The 24,483-nt window shown below is 40.7% G+C and carries 19 protein-coding genes; 5 read left to right on the top strand and 14 right to left on the bottom strand.

Annotation, left to right across the window (positions count from 1 at the left end):
* Window positions 1-212 precede the first annotated feature (212 nt).
* Both CTY48_RS20025 and CTY48_RS06025 read left to right on the top strand, forming a co-directional pair.
* The gene (locus CTY48_RS20025; RefSeq protein ID WP_331463147.1) at window positions 213-1,817 is read left to right on the top strand and encodes an ABC transporter permease subunit; all 1,605 of its coding nucleotides are present in this window, start codon (window positions 213-215) and stop codon (window positions 1,815-1,817) included.
* A 23-nt stretch (window positions 1,818-1,840) separates the two neighbouring features.
* Window positions 1,841-2,587: an amino acid ABC transporter ATP-binding protein gene (locus CTY48_RS06025; protein WP_099467625.1), complete on the top strand. Its 747-nt coding sequence runs from the start codon at window positions 1,841-1,843 to the stop codon at window positions 2,585-2,587.
* Window positions 2,588-2,675: 88 nt separating this feature from the next.
* Here the strand turns inward: CTY48_RS06025 and CTY48_RS06020 are convergent, their stop codons facing one another.
* The 7 genes from CTY48_RS06020 to CTY48_RS05990 form a co-directional block, all read right to left on the bottom strand.
* Window positions 2,676-5,273: an exo-rhamnogalacturonan lyase family protein gene (locus CTY48_RS06020; RefSeq protein ID WP_236354781.1), complete on the bottom strand. Its 2,598-nt coding sequence runs from the start codon at window positions 5,271-5,273 to the stop codon at window positions 2,676-2,678.
* A 2-nt stretch (window positions 5,274-5,275) separates the two neighbouring features.
* The gene (locus CTY48_RS06015; protein WP_099467623.1) at window positions 5,276-6,091 is read right to left on the bottom strand and encodes a polysaccharide deacetylase family protein; all 816 of its coding nucleotides are present in this window, start codon (window positions 6,089-6,091) and stop codon (window positions 5,276-5,278) included.
* Window positions 6,088-8,532, bottom strand: coding sequence for a rhamnogalacturonan lyase (locus CTY48_RS06010; RefSeq protein WP_180272656.1), 2,445 nt, complete (start codon window positions 8,530-8,532; stop codon window positions 6,088-6,090). The genes CTY48_RS06015 and CTY48_RS06010 overlap by 4 nt, the downstream gene beginning before the upstream one ends.
* 97 nt (window positions 8,533-8,629) lie before the next feature.
* On the bottom strand, window positions 8,630-10,225 hold the full coding sequence (locus tag CTY48_RS06005) for an extracellular solute-binding protein (RefSeq protein ID WP_099467622.1): 1,596 nt from the start codon (window positions 10,223-10,225) through the stop codon (window positions 8,630-8,632).
* Window positions 10,226-10,267: 42 nt separating this feature from the next.
* Entirely contained in the window at window positions 10,268-11,179 is a 912-nt protein-coding gene (locus CTY48_RS06000) for a carbohydrate ABC transporter permease (protein ID WP_099467621.1), read from the bottom strand.
* 18 nt (window positions 11,180-11,197) lie between these two features.
* On the bottom strand, window positions 11,198-12,148 hold the full coding sequence (locus CTY48_RS05995; RefSeq protein WP_099467620.1) for an ABC transporter permease: 951 nt from the start codon (window positions 12,146-12,148) through the stop codon (window positions 11,198-11,200).
* Window positions 12,149-12,632: 484 nt separating this feature from the next.
* Window positions 12,633-14,969, bottom strand: a complete 2,337-nt coding sequence (locus CTY48_RS05990; protein ID WP_099467619.1) for a helix-turn-helix domain-containing protein — start codon at window positions 14,967-14,969, stop codon at window positions 12,633-12,635.
* A gap of 219 nt (window positions 14,970-15,188) precedes the next feature.
* On the opposite strand from CTY48_RS05990, the gene CTY48_RS05985 reads away from it, so the two are divergent.
* Window positions 15,189-15,866, top strand: a complete 678-nt coding sequence (locus CTY48_RS05985) for a rhamnogalacturonan acetylesterase (protein WP_099467618.1) — start codon at window positions 15,189-15,191, stop codon at window positions 15,864-15,866.
* Window positions 15,867-15,917: 51 nt separating this feature from the next.
* Here CTY48_RS05985 and CTY48_RS05980 read toward each other — a convergent pair whose 3' ends face one another.
* Together CTY48_RS05980 and CTY48_RS05975 are read right to left on the bottom strand one after the other, a co-directional pair.
* Window positions 15,918-16,475, bottom strand: coding sequence for a DUF1097 family protein (locus CTY48_RS05980; protein WP_099467617.1), 558 nt, complete (start codon window positions 16,473-16,475; stop codon window positions 15,918-15,920).
* A gap of 16 nt (window positions 16,476-16,491) precedes the next feature.
* Window positions 16,492-18,507: an oxidoreductase gene (locus tag CTY48_RS05975; protein WP_099467616.1), complete on the bottom strand. Its 2,016-nt coding sequence runs from the start codon at window positions 18,505-18,507 to the stop codon at window positions 16,492-16,494.
* 164 nt (window positions 18,508-18,671) lie between these two features.
* Between CTY48_RS05975 and CTY48_RS05970 the strand changes: the two genes are divergently transcribed.
* The gene (locus tag CTY48_RS05970) at window positions 18,672-19,277 is read left to right on the top strand and encodes a TetR/AcrR family transcriptional regulator (protein ID WP_099467615.1); all 606 of its coding nucleotides are present in this window, start codon (window positions 18,672-18,674) and stop codon (window positions 19,275-19,277) included.
* Window positions 19,278-19,320: 43 nt separating this feature from the next.
* Here CTY48_RS05970 and CTY48_RS05965 read toward each other — a convergent pair whose 3' ends face one another.
* From CTY48_RS05965 to CTY48_RS05945, 5 genes are all read right to left on the bottom strand, one after another.
* The gene (locus tag CTY48_RS05965; RefSeq protein WP_099467614.1) at window positions 19,321-20,640 is read right to left on the bottom strand and encodes an aspartate kinase; all 1,320 of its coding nucleotides are present in this window, start codon (window positions 20,638-20,640) and stop codon (window positions 19,321-19,323) included.
* A gap of 183 nt (window positions 20,641-20,823) precedes the next feature.
* On the bottom strand, window positions 20,824-21,732 hold the full coding sequence (locus CTY48_RS05960; protein WP_099467613.1) for a carbohydrate kinase family protein: 909 nt from the start codon (window positions 21,730-21,732) through the stop codon (window positions 20,824-20,826).
* 130 nt (window positions 21,733-21,862) lie between these two features.
* Entirely contained in the window at window positions 21,863-22,432 is a 570-nt protein-coding gene (scpB, locus tag CTY48_RS05955; protein WP_099467612.1) for an SMC-Scp complex subunit ScpB, read from the bottom strand.
* Window positions 22,433-22,462: 30 nt separating this feature from the next.
* Window positions 22,463-23,203, bottom strand: a complete 741-nt coding sequence (locus CTY48_RS05950; protein WP_099467611.1) for a segregation and condensation protein A — start codon at window positions 23,201-23,203, stop codon at window positions 22,463-22,465.
* A gap of 33 nt (window positions 23,204-23,236) precedes the next feature.
* Complete coding sequence (locus tag CTY48_RS05945; protein WP_236354778.1) at window positions 23,237-24,079, bottom strand: metallophosphoesterase; 843 nt, start codon at window positions 24,077-24,079, stop codon at window positions 23,237-23,239.
* A 221-nt stretch (window positions 24,080-24,300) separates the two neighbouring features.
* Here CTY48_RS05945 and CTY48_RS19575 point away from each other — a divergent pair, with 221 nt between their 5' ends.
* Window positions 24,301-24,459: a hypothetical protein gene (locus CTY48_RS19575; protein WP_180272655.1), complete on the top strand. Its 159-nt coding sequence runs from the start codon at window positions 24,301-24,303 to the stop codon at window positions 24,457-24,459.
* Window positions 24,460-24,483: the final 24 nt, after the last annotated feature.

The raw sequence follows: 24,483 nt of genomic DNA, 5'->3' as shown, positions 1-24,483 counted from the left end.
GTGCATTATACCATAAACACTAAGCTCGTGGAATACCTCGCTAAGGATTTAGGTATTTACCTATGGAAGCTGTCTTTAGAAATATGAAGAAAATCAACAATAATATCAATTATTATGTTGACAATATTTAATCTATATTTTAGACTTATTACGACTTAGGAAATCCTTGAGACTTTCAAAGCAGCATAAACTGAAATAAAGGAGAAATAAATTTGAAAAAAACATTAAGAATACAGATTTTTGCAGCACTTCTAATTTTACCGTTGCTAGTTGGTTTATCTATGAGCTCTGGCAATATAGTAAAAGCAGCCGCAAACGAAACTTCTGTGGATACAACCAGTGTGTCAGAAAATGATAATGTATTTCGAGTAGGTATGGAAGCAGGATACCCTCCATTTAACTGGACGCAAAACGATGCTTCAAACGGCGGCGTAAAAATTGATGGAAACGAAGAATACGCGGGGGGCTATGACGTTGAGATAGCCAAAATTATTGCTGAAAAATTAGGCAAAGAACTTGTAATCGTAAAAACAGAGTGGGATGGACTTGTTCCTGCACTTCAGTCAGGAAAGATTGATGCGATTATAGCAGGTATGTCTCCTACCGCTGAGAGAAAAGAAACCATAGATTTCACCGATATTTACTATAAATCTAATTTAGTCATGGTCGTACTAAAGGGCGGACAGTATGAAAATGCGACATCCATACAGGATTTTTCCGATGCCAAGATAACTGCCCAGTTGAATACATTTCACTATAGTGTAATCGACCAGATCGACGGCGTTTTAAAGCAAACAGCGATGGACAACTTCCCTGCAATGAGGGTTGCCCTCCAGTCAGGAATCATTGACGGATATGTATCAGAAAGACCGGAAGGTGTGAGTGCTTCTGCAAAGAACCATAATTTTGTCATGGTTGAGTTTCAAGAGGGATTTGTTACAAACGAAGAAGATACGGCGATTTCCGTTGGTGTGGCAAAGGGAAGTGATTTGACCCCAAAGATTAATGAGATTCTGGCAGGCGTATCACAGGAGCAACGTCAACAGTTGATGGATGATGCGATTAAAAACCAGCCGGGTTCCGAAGCAGAGCAGACAAGCCTTTCATGGGTAGTCAGCATCATAAAAGAAAACGGACCGATGTTTTTAAGAGGTGCGGGAATGACCTTACTGGTTTCCATGATAGGTACGGTTCTTGGATTTTTCTTAGGTCTGATTGTAGGTGTTGTTAAGACAATCCCAGTTCCGGTGAAAAGAGGAAAAAGAATTCTTCAAAAAATTATCAATGCCCTGCTTTCCATTTATGTGGAGATATTCAGAGGAACTCCGATGATTGTACAGGCAATGGTAATCTATTATGGATCAGCATTGGCATTTGGAATACATATGAATCCTGTTGGAGCCGCAATTTTTATCGTTTCCATCAACACAGGAGCCTATATGTCCGAAATTATCCGAGGCGGTATTGTTTCAATTGATAAAGGTCAGTTCGAAGCCGCAGAGGCAATCGGTATGAATCATTTCCAAACCATGAGTAACGTAGTGCTTCCTCAGGTAATCAGAAATATTCTGCCTGCAACAGGAAATGAATTTGTAATTAATATAAAAGATACTTCTGTTTTAAACGTAATTGCAGTTACAGAACTTTATTTCCAGACGAAATCAGTTGCCGGAAATAACTTTAGATACTTTGAATCCTTCTTTGTAGCATGTGTAATTTATTTTGTTATGACATTTACAGTTACAAGAATACTAAGATACCTTGAAAAACGTCTGGATGGTCCGGCTAATTATTCCATGAACCAGATGCAGGTATAATTGCGAAGAGAGGAGGAAATAAAATGGAAAAAGTAATAGAAGTACAGCATTTAAGTAAAGCTTTCGGAACACATGAAGTATTAAAAGATATAGATTTTTCAGTAAATACGGGAGAAGTTGTATGCATCATCGGTTCTTCCGGTTCAGGAAAATCAACCCTTCTTCGCTGCATCAATCTGTTGGAAAAGCCAACGGGAGGACAGATTATTTATAAAGGTGAAAACATACTGGACGATCAGCATGATATTTATAAATACCGTACAAAGCTGGGAATGGTTTTCCAGCAGTTTAATCTGTTTAACAATCACAATGTCTTAAGTAACTGTGTGGTAGGACAGGTAAAGATTTTAAAACGTGCCCAGAAGGAAGCGGAAGAAGTAGCCATAAAATTCCTTAAAGTAGTTGGAATGGATCAGTATTTAAAAGCAAAGCCTAAGCAGCTTTCCGGCGGACAAAAGCAAAGAGTCGCCATAGCAAGAGCCCTTTCCATGGAGCCGGATGTATTGCTGTTTGATGAGCCTACCTCTGCTCTTGATCCGGAAATGGTAGGTGAGGTATTAAAAGTTATGAAGGAGCTTGCTGACGGAGGACTTACCATGCTTGTAGTTACCCATGAGATGGGATTTGCAAAAGAAGTCTCCGACCGGGTTGTGTTCATGGATCAGGGAGTGATTGTGGAGGAAGGAAGCCCAGAACAAATCTTTAATAATCCGACACAGGAAAGAACGAGAGAATTTTTAAAACGTACTTTGCCGGAATTTGAGAAATAAGAATAACAAAGCAATTTCCTATGATATAAAAATAGGGGTGTTGCAATAGTAGATTATTTATCTGCTTTGCAACACCCCCTTTGTATCTCTACTCTTTCTCGTACCCTTCTAAGCTTTCAGCCAAATCATTTTTAATCAGCTCTAGTGCCACAATGACGTTTAGACACCACTGAGAGGTGAAGTTCGTGCTAATCCAAGGAATTTCATTTAAGCCCTTCGTGTATACATATTCCTGTCCCTGCTTTGGCGCAAAGCCGTCTCGGTCCCCTATCGACAGCATAATGTCAAACAGGGAACGCCATACCTTATCGGCAAGCTTGCTGTCCTTGTAATAATTTGCTCCATAGGCTGCCATCGAAGCCGCCATATAGCCGTGGTCAAACTCTCGGTCTCCTATTGTATCCTTGCTTTTTCTCCTCTTTTCCTCTGGGGTATCAAAATAAAACACACCAAAGTCGGCAATCATCTTTCTCCACTCGTCATCCTCTATCATGTCCGCAAGCTCTGTCCATATCTGTGCCGCTCCCATGCAAAGTGCAAGATGGGAACCGCCGGTCGCATACTCGCCGATATATCTTAAGTGCCCGCTTTCCGGGTCATACTCATAATCAGAACCGGAAGTCAACTGAAGCGGTGCCTGCTTTAAGTCCTCCATACCGACTAATATTTTATTTTTATAGCTCTCGTCCTGCTTACGCTCCCACTGCGTAATCCAGTTTGCCACATAGCTGGACCAGTCCGGTCCTGAGCGGGCATGAGTCGGATACACCATCTTGTCTTTATCATAGAAGAAACGAAGCGGGTCAATGTTGAGGGAGGAGAAGTCCGCGTCCTTCACGTCATCAAAAATATCCTCCATACGGTTGTCTCCCGTTAGATAATAGAAAAATCTGTGATGTCCCGCCATCGCAATCCGAGGTTCCTTGCAAGAGCAGCCCCAATGCACCACATTGTGCCTTGAGCCGATACCCTTGTATTCTCCAAGGTGATAAACATCCACCTCGGAGCAATGTCTTGTCATCGCTTCGGCCAGGGAATAGATATCCTCACGTCCGGAACGAAGAAACGCATACCAAAGCCAGTAAGTCGGAACTAACTCCGTATTCTGCCATGCATAACCACCCATATCATACCGCCAGCAGTGTCTTGCCTTATCGTAAGTGTGCATAAAGTCTCCATAGTTAAAAAGACCATACCATTTTCTTGTCTTCACTTCATTTTTATAAAATTCCACTGCCAAATCAAGCTGTTCCTCAAGCCAGCTCTCCACTGCCGTTTCGCGAGAAGGAAGACTCCATATACCGAATGCCCTCTTCTCGTGGTATTCCTCTGGCGATGCAACAAGAATAGCCGGCTTTTGCACCACCTCATATAAATCAGAAAGCTCCTCATCACCGGCAACTCTTCCGGCAAAGCTTTTTAATACAAGCTCATTTGTATTGGCAATTCCGTAAGGGGTTGCCCCTACCTCATGAAAGCCCTCATAATAAGCACTTGCATGCCCCACATCATCATAATGTCTGAAATCCATCGCCTCTGCCTCCGGCGACCAAATCCACGCTGTGACCTGACACACATCCTTTTTAATATCATCAATCCAGAAAGAGGAAGGATATTTCTCCCAGAAGTTTCGCATTCCAAGTGCAATTCCGCCGTTTTCTCCTGCCACGTGAATAACACCCTTCGCCTGCTCACCCTGCAAGCAGGAAATATAACAGCAATCCTCTTTTCCAGTGCTTTTTTTCACCAAATAATGATTAGCGCTGTCTTGTATGATTCGATAGCTGTCCCACACGGTCATATCGTCAATCGCCTCAAAGGTAGTCCTATCTGTATTCCGGTCAAGCTGTAAAAATTCACCGCTTAGCTGTGCCTCATACAAGCCTTTTGCAACAGGCGGTCTCCAGCTTAAAAGTAACTGCATCGCCTCATGGAACACGCCAGTTTCACCGAGTATTTTCACATGTCGGTTATACATTGCACCATCCATCTGACAGGCAAACTGTATTCCAAGCCCCTTCAAAAAATCCTCTTCCGGCTTTCCGTCATACAAAAAGGTATGTGTCATATGCAGCTCTTCTGAACCATAATAGGCGGTAAAGCGCACAATGAAAGGAAGTACCTCTCTGCCAGTCTCTTCGTTTATATGTATCCCCGTTATTTTTATAACCGTTTTCAGCCTTCCCTGCTCCTCGATAACAGTCTCATGAATTTTGGATCTGTATGGAACCTCCTTCTTTATAATGGTGGCTCCTTCTTTGCCTCTTTCCTCCAAAATTCCTATCAGCTTTCCGTGAAATGCACTGATTTTTCCTTCTGTCTCAATTTTATCAATGAGATATTCTCCCTTTTTGGAAAAGACCACGGACATTTTTTTCGTGTCAACCACAATGGCTTCAGAATTTTCCGATATCTGAATGGAATCAGTGTAGCTTTCATCGCCTCTCTTACTTTCCACCGTGATGTCCTCGGCGCCCTTTTTGATATTTGCGCTGTGGGCTGCCCACTTTACGGAACCGTCAGGCCAATATGCAGTAATTCTTGTCTGTATATCCTGTCTCTTCCCGTCTGCCAAAAGAGAAAAGCCATACTTTGGCGAGACCTTTCCTTTCTCCCACAATGTTCCGAAGTTTACATAGCCATGATCCCTTCTATTTTCTAAAAAATGCAGCTTGGTTCTTTCCATAATTATGCCTCTATTTCTACCTGTCTTCCGCCCGGTATCTCAATTATCTTCTCGTCTACGCTGATCCATACAGACATTGCAGAAGGGTTGTATACAAAGCTGCTGTCCGCCGCATACTGTAATCTGCCTGCTGCCTCCATATAGTCATATATCTGTATGTTTGTCGCATACCAGATATCGTCTCTATGTCCGACCAGCTTACAGAAATCCTCCATCACATCCCAGTTGTCCCTATCTGAAAACTCATAGCTGTGTCCCCACACATACATCATGTACAGGTATTGCTTTTTAAACAGCTCAACAAACTGCTGCCCTAATTCCAGCAGATTATGGTTGTGGTGGCAGGTTGCCTTCCATTCTGTGTAATCTCTTGGCATCGCAAAATTATCGGAATCTCCTACCACTCGGGAATACTGAATGCCAAGCTTTGGCAGTATCTCCTGAATCTCCTTTGTGTAGGAGCCGTTTGGATATGCCATACCGCGAACCGGATATCCCACAAGCTTTTCCAAGCCCTTTCTGTCCTCGATTACCTGTGCAATCACCTGTTCAATCGGACATCTCTCGATGGTCGGGTGAGTGTAGGTATGACTTGCCACCTCATGACCCTCATACAGCTTTTGATATTCACCGGTCGGTATTCTTTTTTCATCCCAGTCAATTCCGGCATTGAGGTTAAAGGTACCCTTGATTCCATACTCGTTGAAAAGTGAAACTAATCTTCTGTCCTCCTCTTTTCCGTCATCATAGCTCATGGTCAGTACTTTGTGTTTTCCCTCCGGAAAGCAGGTGTAAATGTTTTTTAGTAATTTGCTCATTTTGTCTCCTCCTGTTTGATAAGCTGCGGTAATACATACTCCCATTCCATATCGGAAGCATAGTAAAACTTTGTATAACCCGGCTGGTTATAGCAATTGTTTTGCCATGCAACACCAGTCCGGTATTGTATATCGTGCATCAAGGTAAATAGTTTGTGGTTCGTTATATCCGTATTTGTATAGATGCGAATTGCGCTGTTATCTGCTTTTCGAAGTAAAAGCTCCTCCCTGAAATCGCCGAATACATCGGCAATCAGACACGGATTTCCCTTTGTTCCGTTGTTCGTCGCCATATTTTCCGGTATCAGCATATTTCCGTGAATATTATCGTTGATTACACCGCTGTGCTTACCAAATAAATCGGCACCATCCAACACCTGTGTCGTCATATCTGCCGCCCACCGAATAGACTGATTTGTTCCGAGAAGCTTATCCTCCAATATTCTGCCGTCACAGGAGCGCACATCATAAACCCACACCTGCAAACCGCGTTCCTTTGGATTGATATCTCCTATCATACAGCGTCCTAAATCCGTCTCCGCATACTCTCCAAAGAGCACCTCGCCTGTCTCGGCATCCCGAAGCGCAAAGCCGTACGGCGCAAACATAGCACCCTCGAATACGTTAAAAATCTCAAGCCCCGGTCTGTCAGGATCAATATTGGCAACATGCAGCGCATCTCCGTGCCCAAGCTTTGCATAAGTCCCATCAGGCAAATAGCCGTGACTGCTGTATAACACGCTTCCGTCATGGTCGATGACCGCCGCCCCATATATAATTTCCTGAAAGCCGTCTCCATCCACATCTGCCGTAGAAAGGCTGTGATTTCCCTGACCGGCTAAAATCCCGTAGGTTGCATCCGTTCCGCCCTCCATATGCGGATTATCAGAAAATGGATTGCTCATCGGAACAAAACCAGAATCGATACTGAAATATTCTTTGAATCTGCCTTCGAAAAACTCATATGCCACAATGGTCGTACGTGTATAATAGCCTCTGCATATAATCAAATACGGTCTCTCTCCATCTAAGTATGCTACCCCAGATAGGAATCTGTCAACCCTGTTGCATGGTTCAATTCGATTCATCGCATAATCGCCCCACATAAGCCCGTCGTCCTCGCGTCCATATTTGAACCGAATTGTCTCAAGCTCCTCACCGTCGCCTCCGAACATGGTCAAATACTCCGGTCCTTCATAGATAAAGCCCTCAAATTGATCCAGCTCATTCTTTGGACTTCTCTCCTTTGCATAAACCTGAATAAAATAATCGGCAAGCTTCTTTGCATCCTCCCTGGAAAGCGGGTATTCATATTGCTTCTCAATTCCAAAGCACTCCTCCAAGGTTGCAGGCCAGTGTCCGCTTATAACCTCACTGTGAACATGCCATTCCATAAACATCAAAACAATATGCTCATAGTAATCCTTCGCGCTGCATACATAGTTATCCGTGTGAGAATAACCGTTTTTCACATCATCCTCCGGCATCGTGATATAGGCTTCCGTCTTTACGGAGCCATCCTTGTTATAAACTGTCATCTTTGTACCCGGTGCGGTTTTTACTGCCATCTCCGCCTTGCCGTCATTGTTAAAATCATACACCATAAACTGTGTGTAATGTGCACCGGAACGAATATTTACGCCCATGTCAAGCCTCCAAAGAAGGGTGCCGTCAAGTTTATAGCAGTCCACATAGCACTTTCCCGTATATCCTTTGATGGATACGTCATGTGAGTTGGTCGGGTCCCATTTGACAATATATTCGTACTCTCCGTCTCCGTCCACATCGCCCACACTCATATCGTTTACATGGTACTCGTATTTCTCCCCTGACGGTGTTATTCCTCCGACAGGTATCTGCATCGGAATATCAATGTAATTATCCTTGGAAGTAAAGCACTTTACTTTGCCTGATTTTTCATTCTCTTTTCCTTCTGTGAAAGCAGCAACCTGATAGGCATCCTCCTCCGTTCCCCCTTCATCCAAAAAGTTTGTGCTGTCTGTCACAAGAGCAAGTTTGATTCCGTTTTTATATACAACAAAATCGGTTCCTGTAAGTCCTGTCTCAGAATAGCTCTTTACTTCATCTATCATTAATCTCCAGCTTAAAAATACGCCTGTCTTTGTCTTTACAGCAATCAGTCCCCTGGATAATTTTTCTCTCTGTTCATGAAAAACTTTTTTTACTTTTGTCGAAAGCACCTCAGATATCCCCTGTTCTTCCCCATTCACAACGGCTGCCACCTTAAAAAAGTGAGGAACATGGGTGCTCTTATTTAGCTTAAATTCTACTTCTTTCGTCTCTGCCAGACATTTATATTTCATGGTCGGTATGTCTTTATCTGCCCAGTACACGCGATAGCTTTGTGCGCCTTCCTGTTTATCCCAGCTTATCACAACATAGGAATCCTCAAGATTTTTTACTCTTACATTACTTATCATAATACTTCCTCCGTCTTTTAGAAAAAGGGCCGTCCTTGGACAGCCCTCTGTTCTATTTTACTCCTGCTAATAGAAATGTTCGTTTACGTGCTTTCTATTATTTCGCTGCTGTATACTGTGCGTTTACTTCCTCAATTACAGTTTTACCGCCCTGTGCCAGCCAGTTATCAACTGCTGACTGAAGACCTGTTTCATCAATCTGTCCGCAGATATACTGGGTTCTTGCATCATCGATAATCTGATCCAGAGTACTTCCGTTTAAGGAGTAGGTTTCAGAATTATTTAAGTAAGCAATCGCCGGGTTGAACACTGCAACAGCTTCATTTTCCGCTTTTACTTTTTCTTCTAACTGCTGTCTCTCTGTCAATTTGACAGTTGGGCTTAATGCCTTCAAGTTCGGAATGTATGCAACGGTCTGATTTAATGCTGCATATGCCTTAGCTGAAACGGCATCCTCTGCATCCAAATCTATTAAGTAGCCTTCTGCGTCGCGCTCCCAGTGAGTTCCCTCTAATCCGTAGGAGGATAAGGTAATCATCTCATCTGAGCACATTTTGTCTAAGTAATTTAAGCATGCTGCTAATTTTTCTTCTGTGTCTGCTGCCTTAGTAATAACAAAGAAACCATTGTTACCGGAGGTCGCGAGAGTTTTTCCTTCAATGCTTCCGATTAAGTTCATAGAAGCAGGTACACTTGCATCTACAACGGAAGGTACATCGTTTGTTACAAAGTAATCCCAAATACTTCTGGCTCCGTCCAAAACGTCGATAAAGATACCGCATTCGCCGTTTTTCACGCTGTCTTTCCATGTAGCCGTATCACGAACTGCCCAGTCTTCATATACTAAGCCGTCATCATACATTTTTTTAATCCATTTTAATGCTTCCATATATTCATCAGTCTGGAAAACAGGCACTAACTGTCCATCCTGCTCTACCCACTTGTTGCCTACACCAAACCATGTCTGCATAATATCAAAAGGTCCTGTGTATTTGCAAAGTGCTAAACCATAAGTATCGTCAACACCGTTTCCGTCCGGATCACCGTAGGTAAATTGATACATCATCTCATATACATCTTCGATTGTGGTAGGGGCATCCAGTCCTAACTTTTCAGCCCAGTCTGCTCTGTAGCCCATACCATATCTACCGATTGGTCTTGCCTTGTATACACCGATTAACTGGCCGTCGATTGTGACACCTTCATTAACGGAAGCGTTTGCCTGTGAAAGGTTCGGATATTTTTCCGAATCAAACATATAGTCATTTAAATCCCAGAAAGCACCGGCCTTTGCTGCGCCAACAATCGCTGCTGACATTGCACTTACAGAGATAATCATCGGCATATCATCAGCAGAAGCCAATGTTAAGCTTAACTTATCCTCATAACTGTCGTTTGGTACCCATGTAAAATCTACATGTGTGTTAGTAAAATCCTCCATCTCCTGTAACACTTCTTCTGAATGCTCTCCCGATACCGGACTTCCGTCATAATCATAAGTCATAACGGTAATGTTTTGTTTCTCTGTTGTTCCCTCTGCTGTTGCACTGTCTGCTGCGCCCTCTGTAGACGTTGCGTTCTCCGTCGTTCCTGCCAAGCTTGCTGCACTGTCAGATGATCCTCCACAGCCAGCCAGGCTTCCTGTTGCTAATGCCACGGTGAGCATAATAGCAGTCAATTTCTTCAATTTCATACTTTTCCTCCTTAAATTTTTTTATTTTATAGTATAATGGTTTTAGCCTTTTACGGCGCCAACCATAACACCCTGTGCAAAATACTTTTGAACAAATGGATAAACAACTAAAATCGGTACGGTTGCAACTACTGTTGCCGCCATTTTTACTGCCTTATCAGGCGGTACGCCCATTGCGTCAAAGTTCATAATATCTGTCTGGATTTCTCCGGCAAGCAATACGATTCGCCTCAGTACAATCTGTACCGTTTCCTTCGCCGGATTATTTAGATAGATCATTGCGTTAAAATAATCATTCCAGTGCCCTACTGCGTAGAATAAGGAAATAGATGCAATTACCGGTTTGGATAACGGAATTGCCACCTTGTAAAACACCTGTAAATCCGTAGCCCCGTCAATTCTTGCCGCCTCGTCAAGTTCCACCGGCAAGTCCTCAAAGAATTTTTTTACAATAATCATATTAAACGGATTGATTGCTCCCAAAAGCATCAGAGACAAATAGGAGTTATACAATCCCAACTGTTTTACCCAAAGAAAGGTTGGTATCATTCCGCCCGAAAACAGCATTGTCACAATAACAAGATTTAAAATAAGGTTTCTGCCCTTAAAATGAGTTTTGGATAACGGGTATGCAAATGTTGTCGTAAAAAACATCTGAATACAGGTTCCCACTATCGTGAGGAACAAAGAGTTTTTAAGCCCTCTGAATACCTCCCCGGTCTGCACGATGTACTGATATGCATTAAATGAGATTTCTGTCGGTATGATGAAAAATGCCTTTTCCGTCAATTCTCTTTCTGTCGCAAAGGAACCAGCCAAAACATAGAGGAAAGGAAGCAGTGTGATAATACCGCAAAAGCCTGTGAATAGGTAAATCAATACCTGAATCGTGCGGTCTGACCAACTGGCTTTTATTTTGTTTTTATTTCTTTTTATAATCGCTATATCTGCCATTTCAAATTCTCCGCCTTTCTAGTAAATTCCTGATTCACCTGATTTTTTAGCCATCCAGTTTGCTCCGAGTACCATAACCATGCCGACAACGGATTTAAATAATCCGGAAGCCGTACTGTATGAATACTGTGCATTTGTGATACCTTTTTGATAAATGTATGTATCAAACACCTCTGCCGTAGAGATATTGAGTGAGTTACGCATCAAGAAAATCTGCTCATATCCTGTATTTAAGATTGATCCGACGCGAAGTATCAGCATGATAATGATTGTTCCTTTGATTGCGGGAAGGGTGATATGCCACATCAATCTCCATCTTCCTGCTCCGTCTACCTTTGCCGCCTCATAAAGCTGCGTATCAACACCGGAGAGCGCTGCGAGGAAAATAATCGTACCATAACCGGTTTCCTTCCAAATACTTTGACCTACAATCAAACCTCTAAAATACTGCGGCAATCCCAAGAAGTTAATCGTGTGCCCCACTGTTGCCTCAATTACTTGATTGATAATACCGTCGTTGATATTGAATAGTGTATAGGTGAGACTCGCCACGATAACCCATGAAATAAAATGCGGGATATAGATAAAAGTCTGTACTACTTTTTTATATCTTTGGTTTTTTATTTCATTTAACAGAAGAGACAAAATAATCGGTGCCGGAAAATAAAAAATCAAACTTAAAATTGAAATTCCCAATGTATTTTTTAACAGCATCCAAAAGTCTGTTCCTATAAAGAAGTTTCTAAAATGGGTCAAGCCCACCCATTTACTTCCCATAATTCCGGTAAACGGACTGTATTGCTGAAATGCAATGACAATTCCTCCCATCGGAATATACCGGAAAATTATAAAATATAGTGCTCCAGGCAGTAACATAACGTATAGCCATTTGTGCTGCTTAAAATATTTTATAAATTCACCTTTGTTTCTTGTAGGTTTTTGCACTTGTGTACTTGCAACCTTACTCATATTTGACCTCCTTAAATTTAGTGATAAATCTTTTGTGCTTTTTATATTTGTGTATTTTGTACACCAATTCTTTTGCACCGACCAATTTACAGTGCAACTATACTATTCAAAAAGGGTTACATCAACAATCATTTTGTTTACTTTGGATATAACCAGCTTGTCCTTAACCTTGTCTTAACACAGATTTTACCTTGTTTTCATTCCCAAATAATCATTCTGTTTCCCTCTCTTTTTCCGTCAAAAAGGAAATGATTATTCAGTCCGACGACGGATAACTAAAAAAGTGTGAGCTTTGCTCACACTTTGCACCGGAGCTGATTGCGCAGCAACTACTATCCACTCCGCGAGGTTCCCATAAATAGTTTTAATGTCATAGGAAATTGCATAGCAATTTCCTATGACATTAAAAAATCCGTATACTCATAAAATTGACCGAGTATACGGACTTAACTTTTTATAAACTATCACTTTTTACTAATGAACTTTAATTATCTAACATTTTATCATACTCCTGCCTGAACTTACCCGGAGTCGTTCCTACATGCTTGCTGAAAAACCTGATAAAATTCTGCGTATTTGTATAATTTAATGCTGCTGCAATATCTGCAACCGTCAAAGTTGTGGTTGTCAGCATTCGTTTTGCCTCTGAAATTTTGTACTCTGCGATATAATCACTAAATGTAATATTCTTTTCTGACTTCATAATCTTCCAGATATAGCTTGGGTGATAATTAAGCCGTTCTGCACACTCCGCTAAGGTAATATCACCCTTTGTCTGAATTACCAGCTCTTGTATGCTCTCCATAATTTCCATCGTACGGCCCGTTCTGAATTTCCCAAGCTCTGAGATAATCGGTGTGATTACCTTATACTTATAAAACCTGCTCATCTTATCCAAGTCATAAATTTGGTTAAAGCTCAAGAAGATATTGTTCGCGCCATCGCCGAACACATTGTTAATCACAAGCCCTGCATTGCTCGCAATCAATATAATGGATATCATAAAACGGTGCATATAAAAGGATGCTTCATTGGAGGATACCTTGTAGCTTACCAGCTCTTCCACGAATTTGTCCACAATTGCGAATGCCGCTTCCTTATCACATAAGTCCACCGCTTCCCTTATTTCCTTTTCCAATGCAATATTGTAAACATATCCCTTTGCCGTATTCATAATATCAGAATAGAACATCATCCCGTTTATTTCATCCGGCTGAAACTGCCTGTCTGTCTGCCTTGCTGTTTTTTGCTCATTCTGGAAAAATTCACTGTTTTTCAGCGCTTCCAAACTCTCTTGATACGCCCGCTGATAATGGAATAAATCCTCAAACGTTTTACTGATACCAAGATGGATTGAAATCTGATATTCTGCAAATACATATTTGGAAATCAAATCATAGATTTGCAAAAGCTTCTCTTCCAGCAGCTCCTGAGTATCCTCCGTCACCGCCATTGTAATAACCCGCGCGTTGACAATAGCAGGCATAAAGAGTCTCTTCTTAATTTCCTGCGGAAGATTTTCCACCACTGCAAGCCTTACGGCATCCTGCTTCGTCTCCTCATACTCTTCAAAGACATCCTGTGAGCTGATATTGACAGCGATTACACCGATAAACCGTTTGCGAACCAGTTTTAAGCTGTTTAAGTAAGGCTCAATCCGGTGCTCCTTTACCTCGCTTCGTATCAGTCTAAGCTCAAACAGTTCAACTAGCTGCTCCTGCTGGTTTTCCATAAGCTTTTCAAGCGCATTATTCTTCCCGACCAGATTATCAATGCTGTCGGCAATAAACTTAAACTCATTTCTCTGTTTTTTCTCCTTATTGGTATCCATCAAATCTGAAATATAATTTGTCAGGGTAAATACCGGAGCATAAATTCTTTTTCTTGTTAAAATAATTAATAAAACACCTGAAATTACAACAATTCCCATTACAATCGAAAAAGATAAGATTTTATCAGCGGCTGCCTTGATGTTGTTCACATCATAGCTCACGATATACTTCCAGTCCATATCATCGGAATCTGCCACCGCGACGTTGTGTTCTTCTCCATTTCCCAGCTTGATTGTCTGAATCGTTTCACCGCTCAGCTTATCAAGGTTCGCCTGACAGTATTCCATAATCTCCTCATTCGTCGTGTAAATCAAGTTGCCATCGCCGTCAAGTACTGTGATGTCATTGTTTCCGAGGTTATCGCTTATCATCGATTCTATCTTAGACTGATTCAGGTTCACAATCATCAATGCATAAGGCGACTTGCTCTTTGCAGGCAGTTTACACACGAAGGATAAATTATTTAAATTAACTTCTTCTCTGCTTAACTTTAAAGACGTATCAATACCCACTCTGTTTACCCAAAAATTACGGGTGAGAGTGTTTGCTCCGTATTGATAGAGCATTTCCATATCCGCCTTATTTTCTACATTTTCATATTCATAAAGTCCTCGGTTACTGAGTACCCAGCCTGTCTGAAAATTGATAAAGGAAAATCCCTCAATATATTCGGACAGCCAGGTAGAACCGTCCAATACATCAATCGCCGCAACCAACTCAGAATAATCGGAATAATCAATAAAGGTATTCAAAAGCCATCGTATTTCGTCTGTCTCTTCCGCCTCCAGATAACTCTTTTTGATGCTGATTAATACGCTGTCCATTCTCTCTTTTACCTGATTTGCAGTTGCCTCGGTGGACAGGTTTACGTTCCTTGTAACCTCCGTCACATATGTATTGTAAGAAAATACCCCTAATACAATGATTGGGGTGAACACAACGACTAATAAATACCACAATATCCTGTTTTTATAATTAAATCTTTCCAAAAAATCTTCCTCATTTCCGAAATCTCACATTTATCGCTGTTACTTTTTCCCATAAGCACATACCATTCTATTATATCGGAACCCCTTCGAAAAATAAAGGTTTAATTTGGGGATTACTCTTGTTGTAAATTTTACTTACTATTGCATATTATGTTTTATTTCGGTATCATAGAAATATAAATTAATTTAGTTTTATTTACATAGGAGGCTTTTCTATTTATGACAACAAGAATTTTTTGGGCAGGTGATTCCACTGTCAAGGACAACTATATTGATACCTATCCTCGCACGGGCATTGCACAGGGACTTCGATTATATGTTACCTCGGATGTTTCTATCTGCAACCACGCTGAAAATGCCAGAAGCACCAAGAGCTTTATCGAGGAAGGACGGCTTACAGCCATCGAAGCTCTGATAAAAGAGGGTGATTTCTTTTTTATTGAATTTGGGCACAACGACTGGAATGAGGATCCCCAAAGACATACGACAGCCTTTGGAGATTATCAGACAAACCTCTTGAAAATGATAAATGTAGCAAGAGATGCAGGCGCTCATCCTGTTTTAATCACACCGCTCTACTGCCGCTTTCTTGACGAAAACGGGACAATTAAGGACAAGGTCCATTTTGACTACCCTGACGCTATGAAGGCGCTTGCTGAGAGGGAAAACGTTCCCTGCATCGATCTTTGCAGCAAAAGCAAGAGGCTTTTGATTGACACGGATTTGGAGATGTCAAAACATTGGTTTATGAATTTGGAAGAGGGAAAATACAAAGCCTATCCGGACGGCATTGCAGATGATGCTCATTTGCAGCACGAGGGTGCGGTTGTGTTTGCCGAATTGATTGCCGAGGGTCTGAAGGAGCTTGGTGGGGTGTATGGGGAATTAGTACGCTAAAAGAAAAAGACAATGACAATATTCAAAGGAATGTCGTCATTGTCTTTTTTTTTACTTACTTGGTGTTGCTTCTGTTTTTGTAAATACCGCCATCGTTCTTTCTTTCCCAAATACGATACTGCAAGCGACCATGCCTGAAACAACCAGTGACGCAGCAAGAAATATACCATACAGGAAGAAGGCTACCAGATGAAGAGGTGTCAAATCAACCTCCATCATAAATACAAAAAATGTCGTGCACATTCCCAAAAATAGTGCCGGGATATTTCCGAATAACGTATTTTCCAGTAAATTTCGATGAATGGTCAGCACCAAAAATATAATGATAATAGTCGGTACAATATTTACAACTATTTCTGATGAGAACGAAGCAAATATTCCCTGCACAATTCCATTTAAGTAAGCCCATAGAACGCCGCAGATATAGCATACAATCATGGACGGTATGATTGTAAACTTTGCCCCCAATGCAAAGAAAAGCAGTATTGGAAAAAATAACATCCACATATATTGACCAAAACCTGCTATTCCAAATATCTGCATCAATAAAGTCAAAATGATTGCTCCTACCAGTGCCTGTACTAAACCTATCTTTGTCTTATCCTTCATATTGTTCTTCTCCTTTTTAGTTAATTTGCAGTGCTGCAAGATATCCGGCTCTAACGGAATCACCTACTTTTCCCGGCTTCACGCAATCACCCACCATAAAAACCTTCTTATCTTTGCATGCCTGCGCTAATTGTTCTGCCTCCTCTGTTTTTGCTGTCATCCCCATAGAATAAACGACAGTGGTACATGGTATGAATTTTTCCTCTCCTTCCTGTATAATACAAACTCCATCCTTCTTTATCTCCATGCATTTTGCCCCTAAATATTGCGTTATTCCCCGCTTATCCATCTCGTCAAGCAATGCATTTCGATAATATCCAAAGGTTTCAAATGCCATCATAGAGTTCATTTCAACAATACTCACTTTCTTGTTCTCTGCAGCCAAATAAAGTCCGACCTCGCAGCCTACAAGACCTCCTCCTACAATTACAACCTCTTCTCCGATGTCTTCCAAATCATCATATACCTCAAGCGCTTGCTTTGCTGTTTCAATTCCGGGGATTTTCGGCACAAATGTCTTTGCACCCACTGCTATGATAATTGCATCCGCATTCATATCTAAAACAAAATTTTCATCTGCGTTTGTATTGAGCAGTACATTTATGTCTTTTTCTTTAACCTCCCGAATTAGAAGATTTTTAAAATTGCATAAATCTTTTTTATCCGCATCAATATCCGTGAAATTAATAATACCGCCAAGTCTATCCGTTTTCTCTGCCAAGGTTATGTTATGTCCTCGTTCTTTTGCTGTAATGGCTGCCTGCAAACCTCCGACTCCGCCCCCTATGATCAGAACGTCTCTCGCTTCCTCCGGCATTTTATATTGTTCTTCATAATGTCGAAAGCCTGAATTCGGATTGATGGCACACTCTCCCATTGAGGCAGGACTATAGATTTTAGCAACCTCCTCCTTGGAAAGCCCTTTTTCCCACAGTGGAACATCCGTCTTATGCTCACAAAATCCGGGATAGCAGTGAAAGCACCTCACGCAGCGGCGTATCTTATCTTCCTCACCGTTTTTTGCCTTATTGGCAAATTCAGGGTCTGCAAACCCCTGCCTTCCCAACTCAATGAAATCTGCTTTCTTGTTTGCAATAATCTCTTCCGCGAACTCAGGTGAATTAATGCCTCCTATCACAGCCACATAAGATTTGGTAACTGCCTGTTTGATTTTAGCCGCATACTCCACATTTACACCGTGGGCATCAAAGAAGTCTGAAAAGGTATTCGTCTGATTTCCTGCCCATTTTAAGCCGTTGGAAACATGGATGATGTCAACCATACCATCAATCAGCTTACAAAATTCTACTGTATCTTCAATGGTAAGTCCACCCTCCACACCATCCTGTGCACTGATTCTGAGCTCAATTACTTTGTCCTCTCCAATTCCTTTTCTGGCAGCTTCGATAAGCATTTTAGGAAAACGAGCTTTATTTTCCATACTTCCACCAAACTCATCTGTTCTGTGATTTGTCCAAGGGGAAATAAATTCCTGAATATTAAACCCATGTCCTCCATGAATTAAAATACCATCAAATCCGCATTCCCTGGCAAATTTGGATATGTTATAGTAATCCTTACAGACCTTTTCCATCATATCCTTATCCATAGCTTTTACCTCTATGCAATCCTCACGCACATAGGCGTCAGGTCCCCACGGCTGATAAGGCGGCTTTGCCTCGGAGCGTGAACCTTCATGGCAAAATTCCAAATAAGAAATCGCACCATGCTTTTTTATTCTAGTTGCATATTCTTTGATTGCCTCAAAGTCATCCCCCTCATATTTTGTAAAATCAATTGGTCTTTCTAAAAACAGGCAGCTTGCCTCCTGCGCATTTACAGAAATTTCGCCCGTTGAAACGGCTCCTGAACCACCTTTTGCTCGGTTTTCAACCATGCGGTAAACATTCTCTTTAATTTCCGGCAAAAATAAAACAGAATGTGCAAACAAGGTAGGGGCGTTAATAATTCTATTTCTATATTTGTTTCCCCTGATTTCCACAGAACTAAATAAATTATCGAATTTTCCCATCTTCTTCTCCTTTTTTGAAACTTTGTTTTCTTTGACCGGTCAAATATTTATGTTATAATGTTATCAAACAAAAACCCATTCACCAATCACTAGTTTTTCTTGCTATGTTGCTTATCCGACAAACACAGTGTATTTGTTGTTTATTGCACAAAAAGGAGATTAATATGGATAATATTGATTTAAGAGTACTAAAGACTTTAGAGAATATTGATTCTTCTTTATTAGGGCTGCTTACCAGAATGCCTTTTCATAAAATTACAGTTGACATGATTTGCAAAGAGGCAAGAATCAACCGCTCTACTTTTTATAAGTATTACTTTGACAAATATGATTTGCTGGACAAATATCTTGAAAAAGTTTTAAAGGAACTGCAGGTCAACATCAGACCTAATTTCATAGAAGCCTCACCGGAACAGCTTATGGATAAACGCTACAGCGACGAGTTTATGCAAATACTTGACTTTTTCTGGGCACGCCGCTATCCGTACCAGGTACTCTGGCATGCTGTAATCGACCGTCACATCTATAATGAAATGATAGAAATCATACAGCAGCAGCTAATGGCTAAATTAGATAAGGACACTTTGAAAAATCCACAGAAGAACTCCTTTGCCATGCTCTATTCTTTTCTCTTTGCAAACAATCTCATGTCCACTGTTCACTGGTGGTATCAATACAACAAGGAAATGTCAAAGGAAGATGTGAGAAGATTAATGGACGACAATATGAGAATGGGACTTTTTAAATCTTTTAAACAAAAAATAGATTAACCAGCACCTATATGTGGTTAATCTATTTTTTTATAAGTTCAATTTATAACTGAATTAACACAAAAATATCGTAAATCGCTTTAATCGCAGCTTCAAAATCACTATTTCTTACACCGATGATAATATTTAACTCACTTGATCCCTGATCAATCATCTTAACATTGATGTTTGCATGCGCTAAAGCAGAGAAAATTCTTCCGGCTGTTCCTCTTGTAGCCCTCATTCCTCTCCCAACTACAGCAATCAATGCCAAATCCGTCTCCATGTCAACCGTATCCGGTGAAGCAAGGCGGTGGATATCAGAGAGTACAAGCTGCTCTTTTCCCTCAAACTCAGGCTGATGAACAAAAACCGTCATTGTATCGATACCGGATGGCACATGCTCAAAGGAAATATCATGCTTTTCAAAAGCCTCCAATACCTTTCTTCCAAATCCGATTTCAGAATTCATCATATCTTTTTCAATATTGATTGCAACAAAACCTTTTTTACCTGCTATACCTGTAATCGTATACTTCGGCTGACGGCATGTGCTTTCTACAATCATCGTACCTGCGTCTTCCGGAGCATTTGTATTTTTAATATTAATCGGAATTCCTTCTTTTCTTACCGGGAAGATTGCATCCTCATGAAGCACCGTTGCTCCCATATAGGAAAGCTCACGAAGCTCTCTGTATGTAATCGTCTCAATCACTTCTGCATCCTTGATAATTCTAGGGTCTGCAACAAGGAAACCGGATACGTCAGTCCAGTTTTCATATAAATCAGCTTTCACTGCCTTTGCTACGATGGAACCGGTAATATCGGAACCGCCTCGTGAAAAAGTCTTTACCTTTCCATCCGGATAAGCACCGTAAAAGCCCGGAATAACAGCTCTCTCTATTTGAGCAAGTTTTGATGAAAGTACTTCATTTGTCTTTTGGGCATTAAAGCTTCCATTCTCATCAAAAAAGATTACTTCTGCCGCATCTATAAATTCATAGCCTAAGTAAGCTGCCATAATGATTCCGTTTAAATATTCTCCTCGTGAAGCAGCGTAATCGCTTCCTGCCTGCTCTTGGAATTCTTTTTTAATTACCTCAAATTCCTTATCTAATGACAGTTCTAACTTAAGTCCCTTAATAATCTCGTCGTAACGAGCCTTAATCATTTTCAGCTTCTCGTCAAACGGCTTTCCTTCCACTACAGTCCGGTAGCAATCATAAAGCATATCCGTAACCTTTGTATCCTCCGAAAAACGTTTCCCCGGTGCTGATGGAACTACATATTTTCTGTCCGAATCTGCATGAATAATATCTGCAACTTTCTTAAACTGTTCTGCACTTGCCAGTGAGCTTCCGCCAAACTTAACTACTTTTTTCATCGTACTTCCTCCATATCCTTTTACGAAAAATACATTCTATAATAAAATCCCACATTTTCGTTATATTTGCAAGTCTTTTTTTCATTTATTTATAAAAAGAATGTACTTGCGTACATTCTTTTTACATTTGTTATTCACAGCAAATGAATTTGCCTGCATATTCACCTTATATATTTTATTCTTTTATTTCCATATCGTGCTATAAAATAACTCCACTTGTTCCTCTGTCAGGAAACCGTGTGCAGCACTTGGATTTCCTATCTTGTAGGAAGCAAAAAGAATTGCTGCCTTCAATGAATAGTATGGATTTTGGGTCTTGATGTAAAAATGGACAAACGCGGAAAGCTGGGAATCACCTGCTCCTATCGTATTTACAATCTCACGAGTGCGCACAGTCGGAAATGAACCGATAAAGTTATCCTTCTTCACATACATCATGGCTCCCTTGTCGCCCATTCCCATGATAATAATTTCATTCCCATATTTTGCTTCTATCGCCTTTACGAAATCTTCATATGGTTTGGTCGCATAGGAAAAATTCAAACACAAGATATCCGCATATTCCATGAACTCCCTGTTGTATTCGTCATCAACGCCCTTAACTTCTTGAACATCTACGACGATTTTTTTGCCCATCTCTTTCGCTCTTCTCAAAAATGGTCTGGCATAATTGGAATTGCAAAGAACAACCATATCACAGTCTGCCACTGCCCTGTCGAACATCTCCTCGTCATACTCTACTTCATCGCTTTCCTTTAAGTCATTGATAACCTGCCTCGTTTTCTCATCAGAAAACAGCACAATTGTGTGGGGCGTCTGGCTTAAAGACGGCACAAGAAATTCATCCGTAATTCCGACTCTGTTAAGCTTCTCATCCATCATCAGTTTAATCGGATCATTGGCGCAGAAAGATAAAAAATTCACCGTATCGCCAAGCTTTGTCAAGGCTCTTGAAACATTGTAGCCATGTCCCGAAAAACTCGTTATAATACCGAAAGGATTATCTATCGTACTCTCGTTTGGCAACGGAATACTTGATACCTTCACAGTTGTTTCAGCATAAATTGGTCCCATTACTAATATCTTACTCATACAAATACCTCCCAACGTGACAATGTTACTTCCCTACTTCTATTATGCAACATTTGGGAGATTTTCTCAACATATATTGTAAAAATCATTTAAATATTGTTATTATTCAGACATTACGGCTTCCCTGCAACTAAATATCCAGCTTAAGCTGTACCTCTTCCTCTGCTTCGTTCTTAAACTCCTCAAAGCGGTCCTGATTTACCATCGGCAGCTCATCAATGGACTGCACGCCGAAGGCTCTTAAAAAGTCCTCTGTCGTTCCGAACAAAAGCGGTCGTCCTGGTGCATCCAGCCTGCCTAATTCGCAGATTAGATTATATTCTACCAGTTTGTTTACCGCATGGTCGCACTTTACTCCTCGAATCTTCTCAATTTCAAGCTTGGTAATCGGCTGCTTGTAGGCAATGATAGACAAGGTTTCCAGCAACACCTCAGACAAAACATGCTTCTTTGGCTGCTTTGCAATTCGAATCAGATATTCATACATTTCCTTTTTCGTACACATCTGAAACGAATCTTCCAGCTCTAGAATCTTAATTCCCCTGTCCTCCGCCTCATAGCGGTCCATCATATTATGTATTATTTTCTTTGTTGTCTCCTCGTCGTGGTCAATCGCAGCAGCTATTTTGCTGAGCTCCACAGACTCTCCCATTGTAAATAAAATCGCTTCAATAATCGCTTCCAATTTCTGTATCTCCACTGTTTCCCTCTCTTTAAATCAAGGCTTTTTTCAAATTGCCGTGATTAAAATATCATCAAAAATATTTTCCTGTGAAATGGCTATGATACCGGTTTTCATCAGCTCCAAAATGGCAAGAAAGGTCACGATAACCTCCATCTTCCCACACTGCGCTTCCAGGAGCTTTCGAAAGCTAAACTTTCGATTTTCGTCGGCAAATATCTTAATGTATTCGATTTTTTCCGAAAGGTTTACTTCCTCTTTCTCTATTTTTCCAAACTGACTTCTGATTGGGTCAATTTTGTTTTCCTGTCTTCTCATAATGGATTTGAATATGCCGTGCAGCTTTGATAGGGACAAACCATCCAGCAGCTCCTCCATATCGATAGGCTCGCTGTATTCTTCTATTTCCTTTGGTATCGTCGGCATCTTAAACAATGCTTTTTCTGCATCAATCTGCCTGTCTTTCAGCTCATATGACATATATTTGTACATTTTATACTCAATGAGCTTTTCAACCAATTCCTGTCTTGGGTCTTCTTCCTCGCCGTCCTCGTTTTTCTCTCTTGGCAGCAACATTCTGGATTTGATATCAATTAACGTAGCCGCCATAACGAGAAATTCACTCATAATATTCAAATCTTCTTTTTCCATCTGCTGTATATAATCCAAATATTGTTTCGTAATCTCAACGATGGGGATATCATAAATATTTACTTTATTTTTGTCTATCAGGTGCAAAAGCAAGTCCAGCGGACCTTCAAATGCCTGTAATTTAACCGGTATTCCCATTTTCTCATCCCTTATTCTGTTTCATTTTATTATTTACTCGTTTGTCAGTTGAATACTCACAAGCTCCGCTCTATTATTGATTCGGATATTAATCGTGTGTGTCCCAAGCCCCCGACTGATAATCATTGTTTTGCCATCCTCCTGAAACATTCCGCCGTCATATTTCGGAAAGAATTCCACCTGCGGAGATGCAACTCCCCCTAAAAACGGAAGCCTGATAAGCCCTCCATGAATATGCCCTGCAAGTGTCAAATCCGCCCCCCATTTGATATAGGATTTAAAATACTGTGGGTTGTGCGCCAATAAAATATTGTATTCCTCCTGATTGATTTTTCCAAGCAAGCCATCCATATAATCTATCGGCAGACTCTTTTTGACGAGCCTTTGATAATATTCGCGCTCTATTTCCAGTCCGAAAATATTCAGCGGGGTATTTTTGATTACCACTTTTTCATGTTTGTTGTCCAAAAGATGAAGATTATCGCTTTTTATCGCCCCCATATAATCCTCATACATCGTTTTGTATTGTTCCGGATATATCTTTAATCGGTATTCGTGATTGCCGATTCCATAATAAACAGGATACTTTTCGGTTAATTTATTCACTAACGCAATCGGAACATCCAGCTTTTTATTTGGCTTTGCGACAATCAAATCTCCGGCTACCAGAATGATATCCGGCTTTTCCTTGTCAATGGCTTCAAGCAGTACATCATTTTCTTTCCCATACACATGATTGTGTAGGTCGGCAAGCATGACAATTTTTATCGGCTCTTTTATTTTATCTGATTTTAAAACGTAGCTCTGTGTTTTAAACACACGGCTTTCATAATAGAGATAAATACACAATATGGCTAAAATTATAATATATTTCAAAATATGTCTCCTTGGAAAATAGCAAAGAAATTTCCTATGCTGCAAACTGCTTCACTTGTCATAAATAATCATAGCAAGGTGAAATGGCGGACCGTTTCACCTTGCTATCATATCATAAATCAAGCTAATATTAAAGCCTAAAATTTCGCCTGAAAAGTTCAATATTTTCTGCATAAATATCTCCTTTTTTACGCATTCTATCCGTGAAAGGAGAGTACTCTATGAAATCTAAAAACACAAAATCTAACGACGACTTGGACGATGACAATATCCCAAATGTGGATTTACCTCAAAGTAAGAATTCAACCAAGTCTGTTTCCAGCGTTCAACCGCTTCCTGAATCGACAAGACCTCGTCAGGACGGACCCGGAGGGAATTAATTCCCCTCGGTACATAGCATTTTT

The sequence above is a fragment of the Konateibacter massiliensis genome (assembly GCF_900184995.1).
Taxonomy (GTDB): domain Bacteria; phylum Bacillota; class Clostridia; order Lachnospirales; family Lachnospiraceae; genus Lachnotalea; species Lachnotalea massiliensis.
This window is presented reverse-complemented; position numbering and strand designations above follow the sequence as displayed.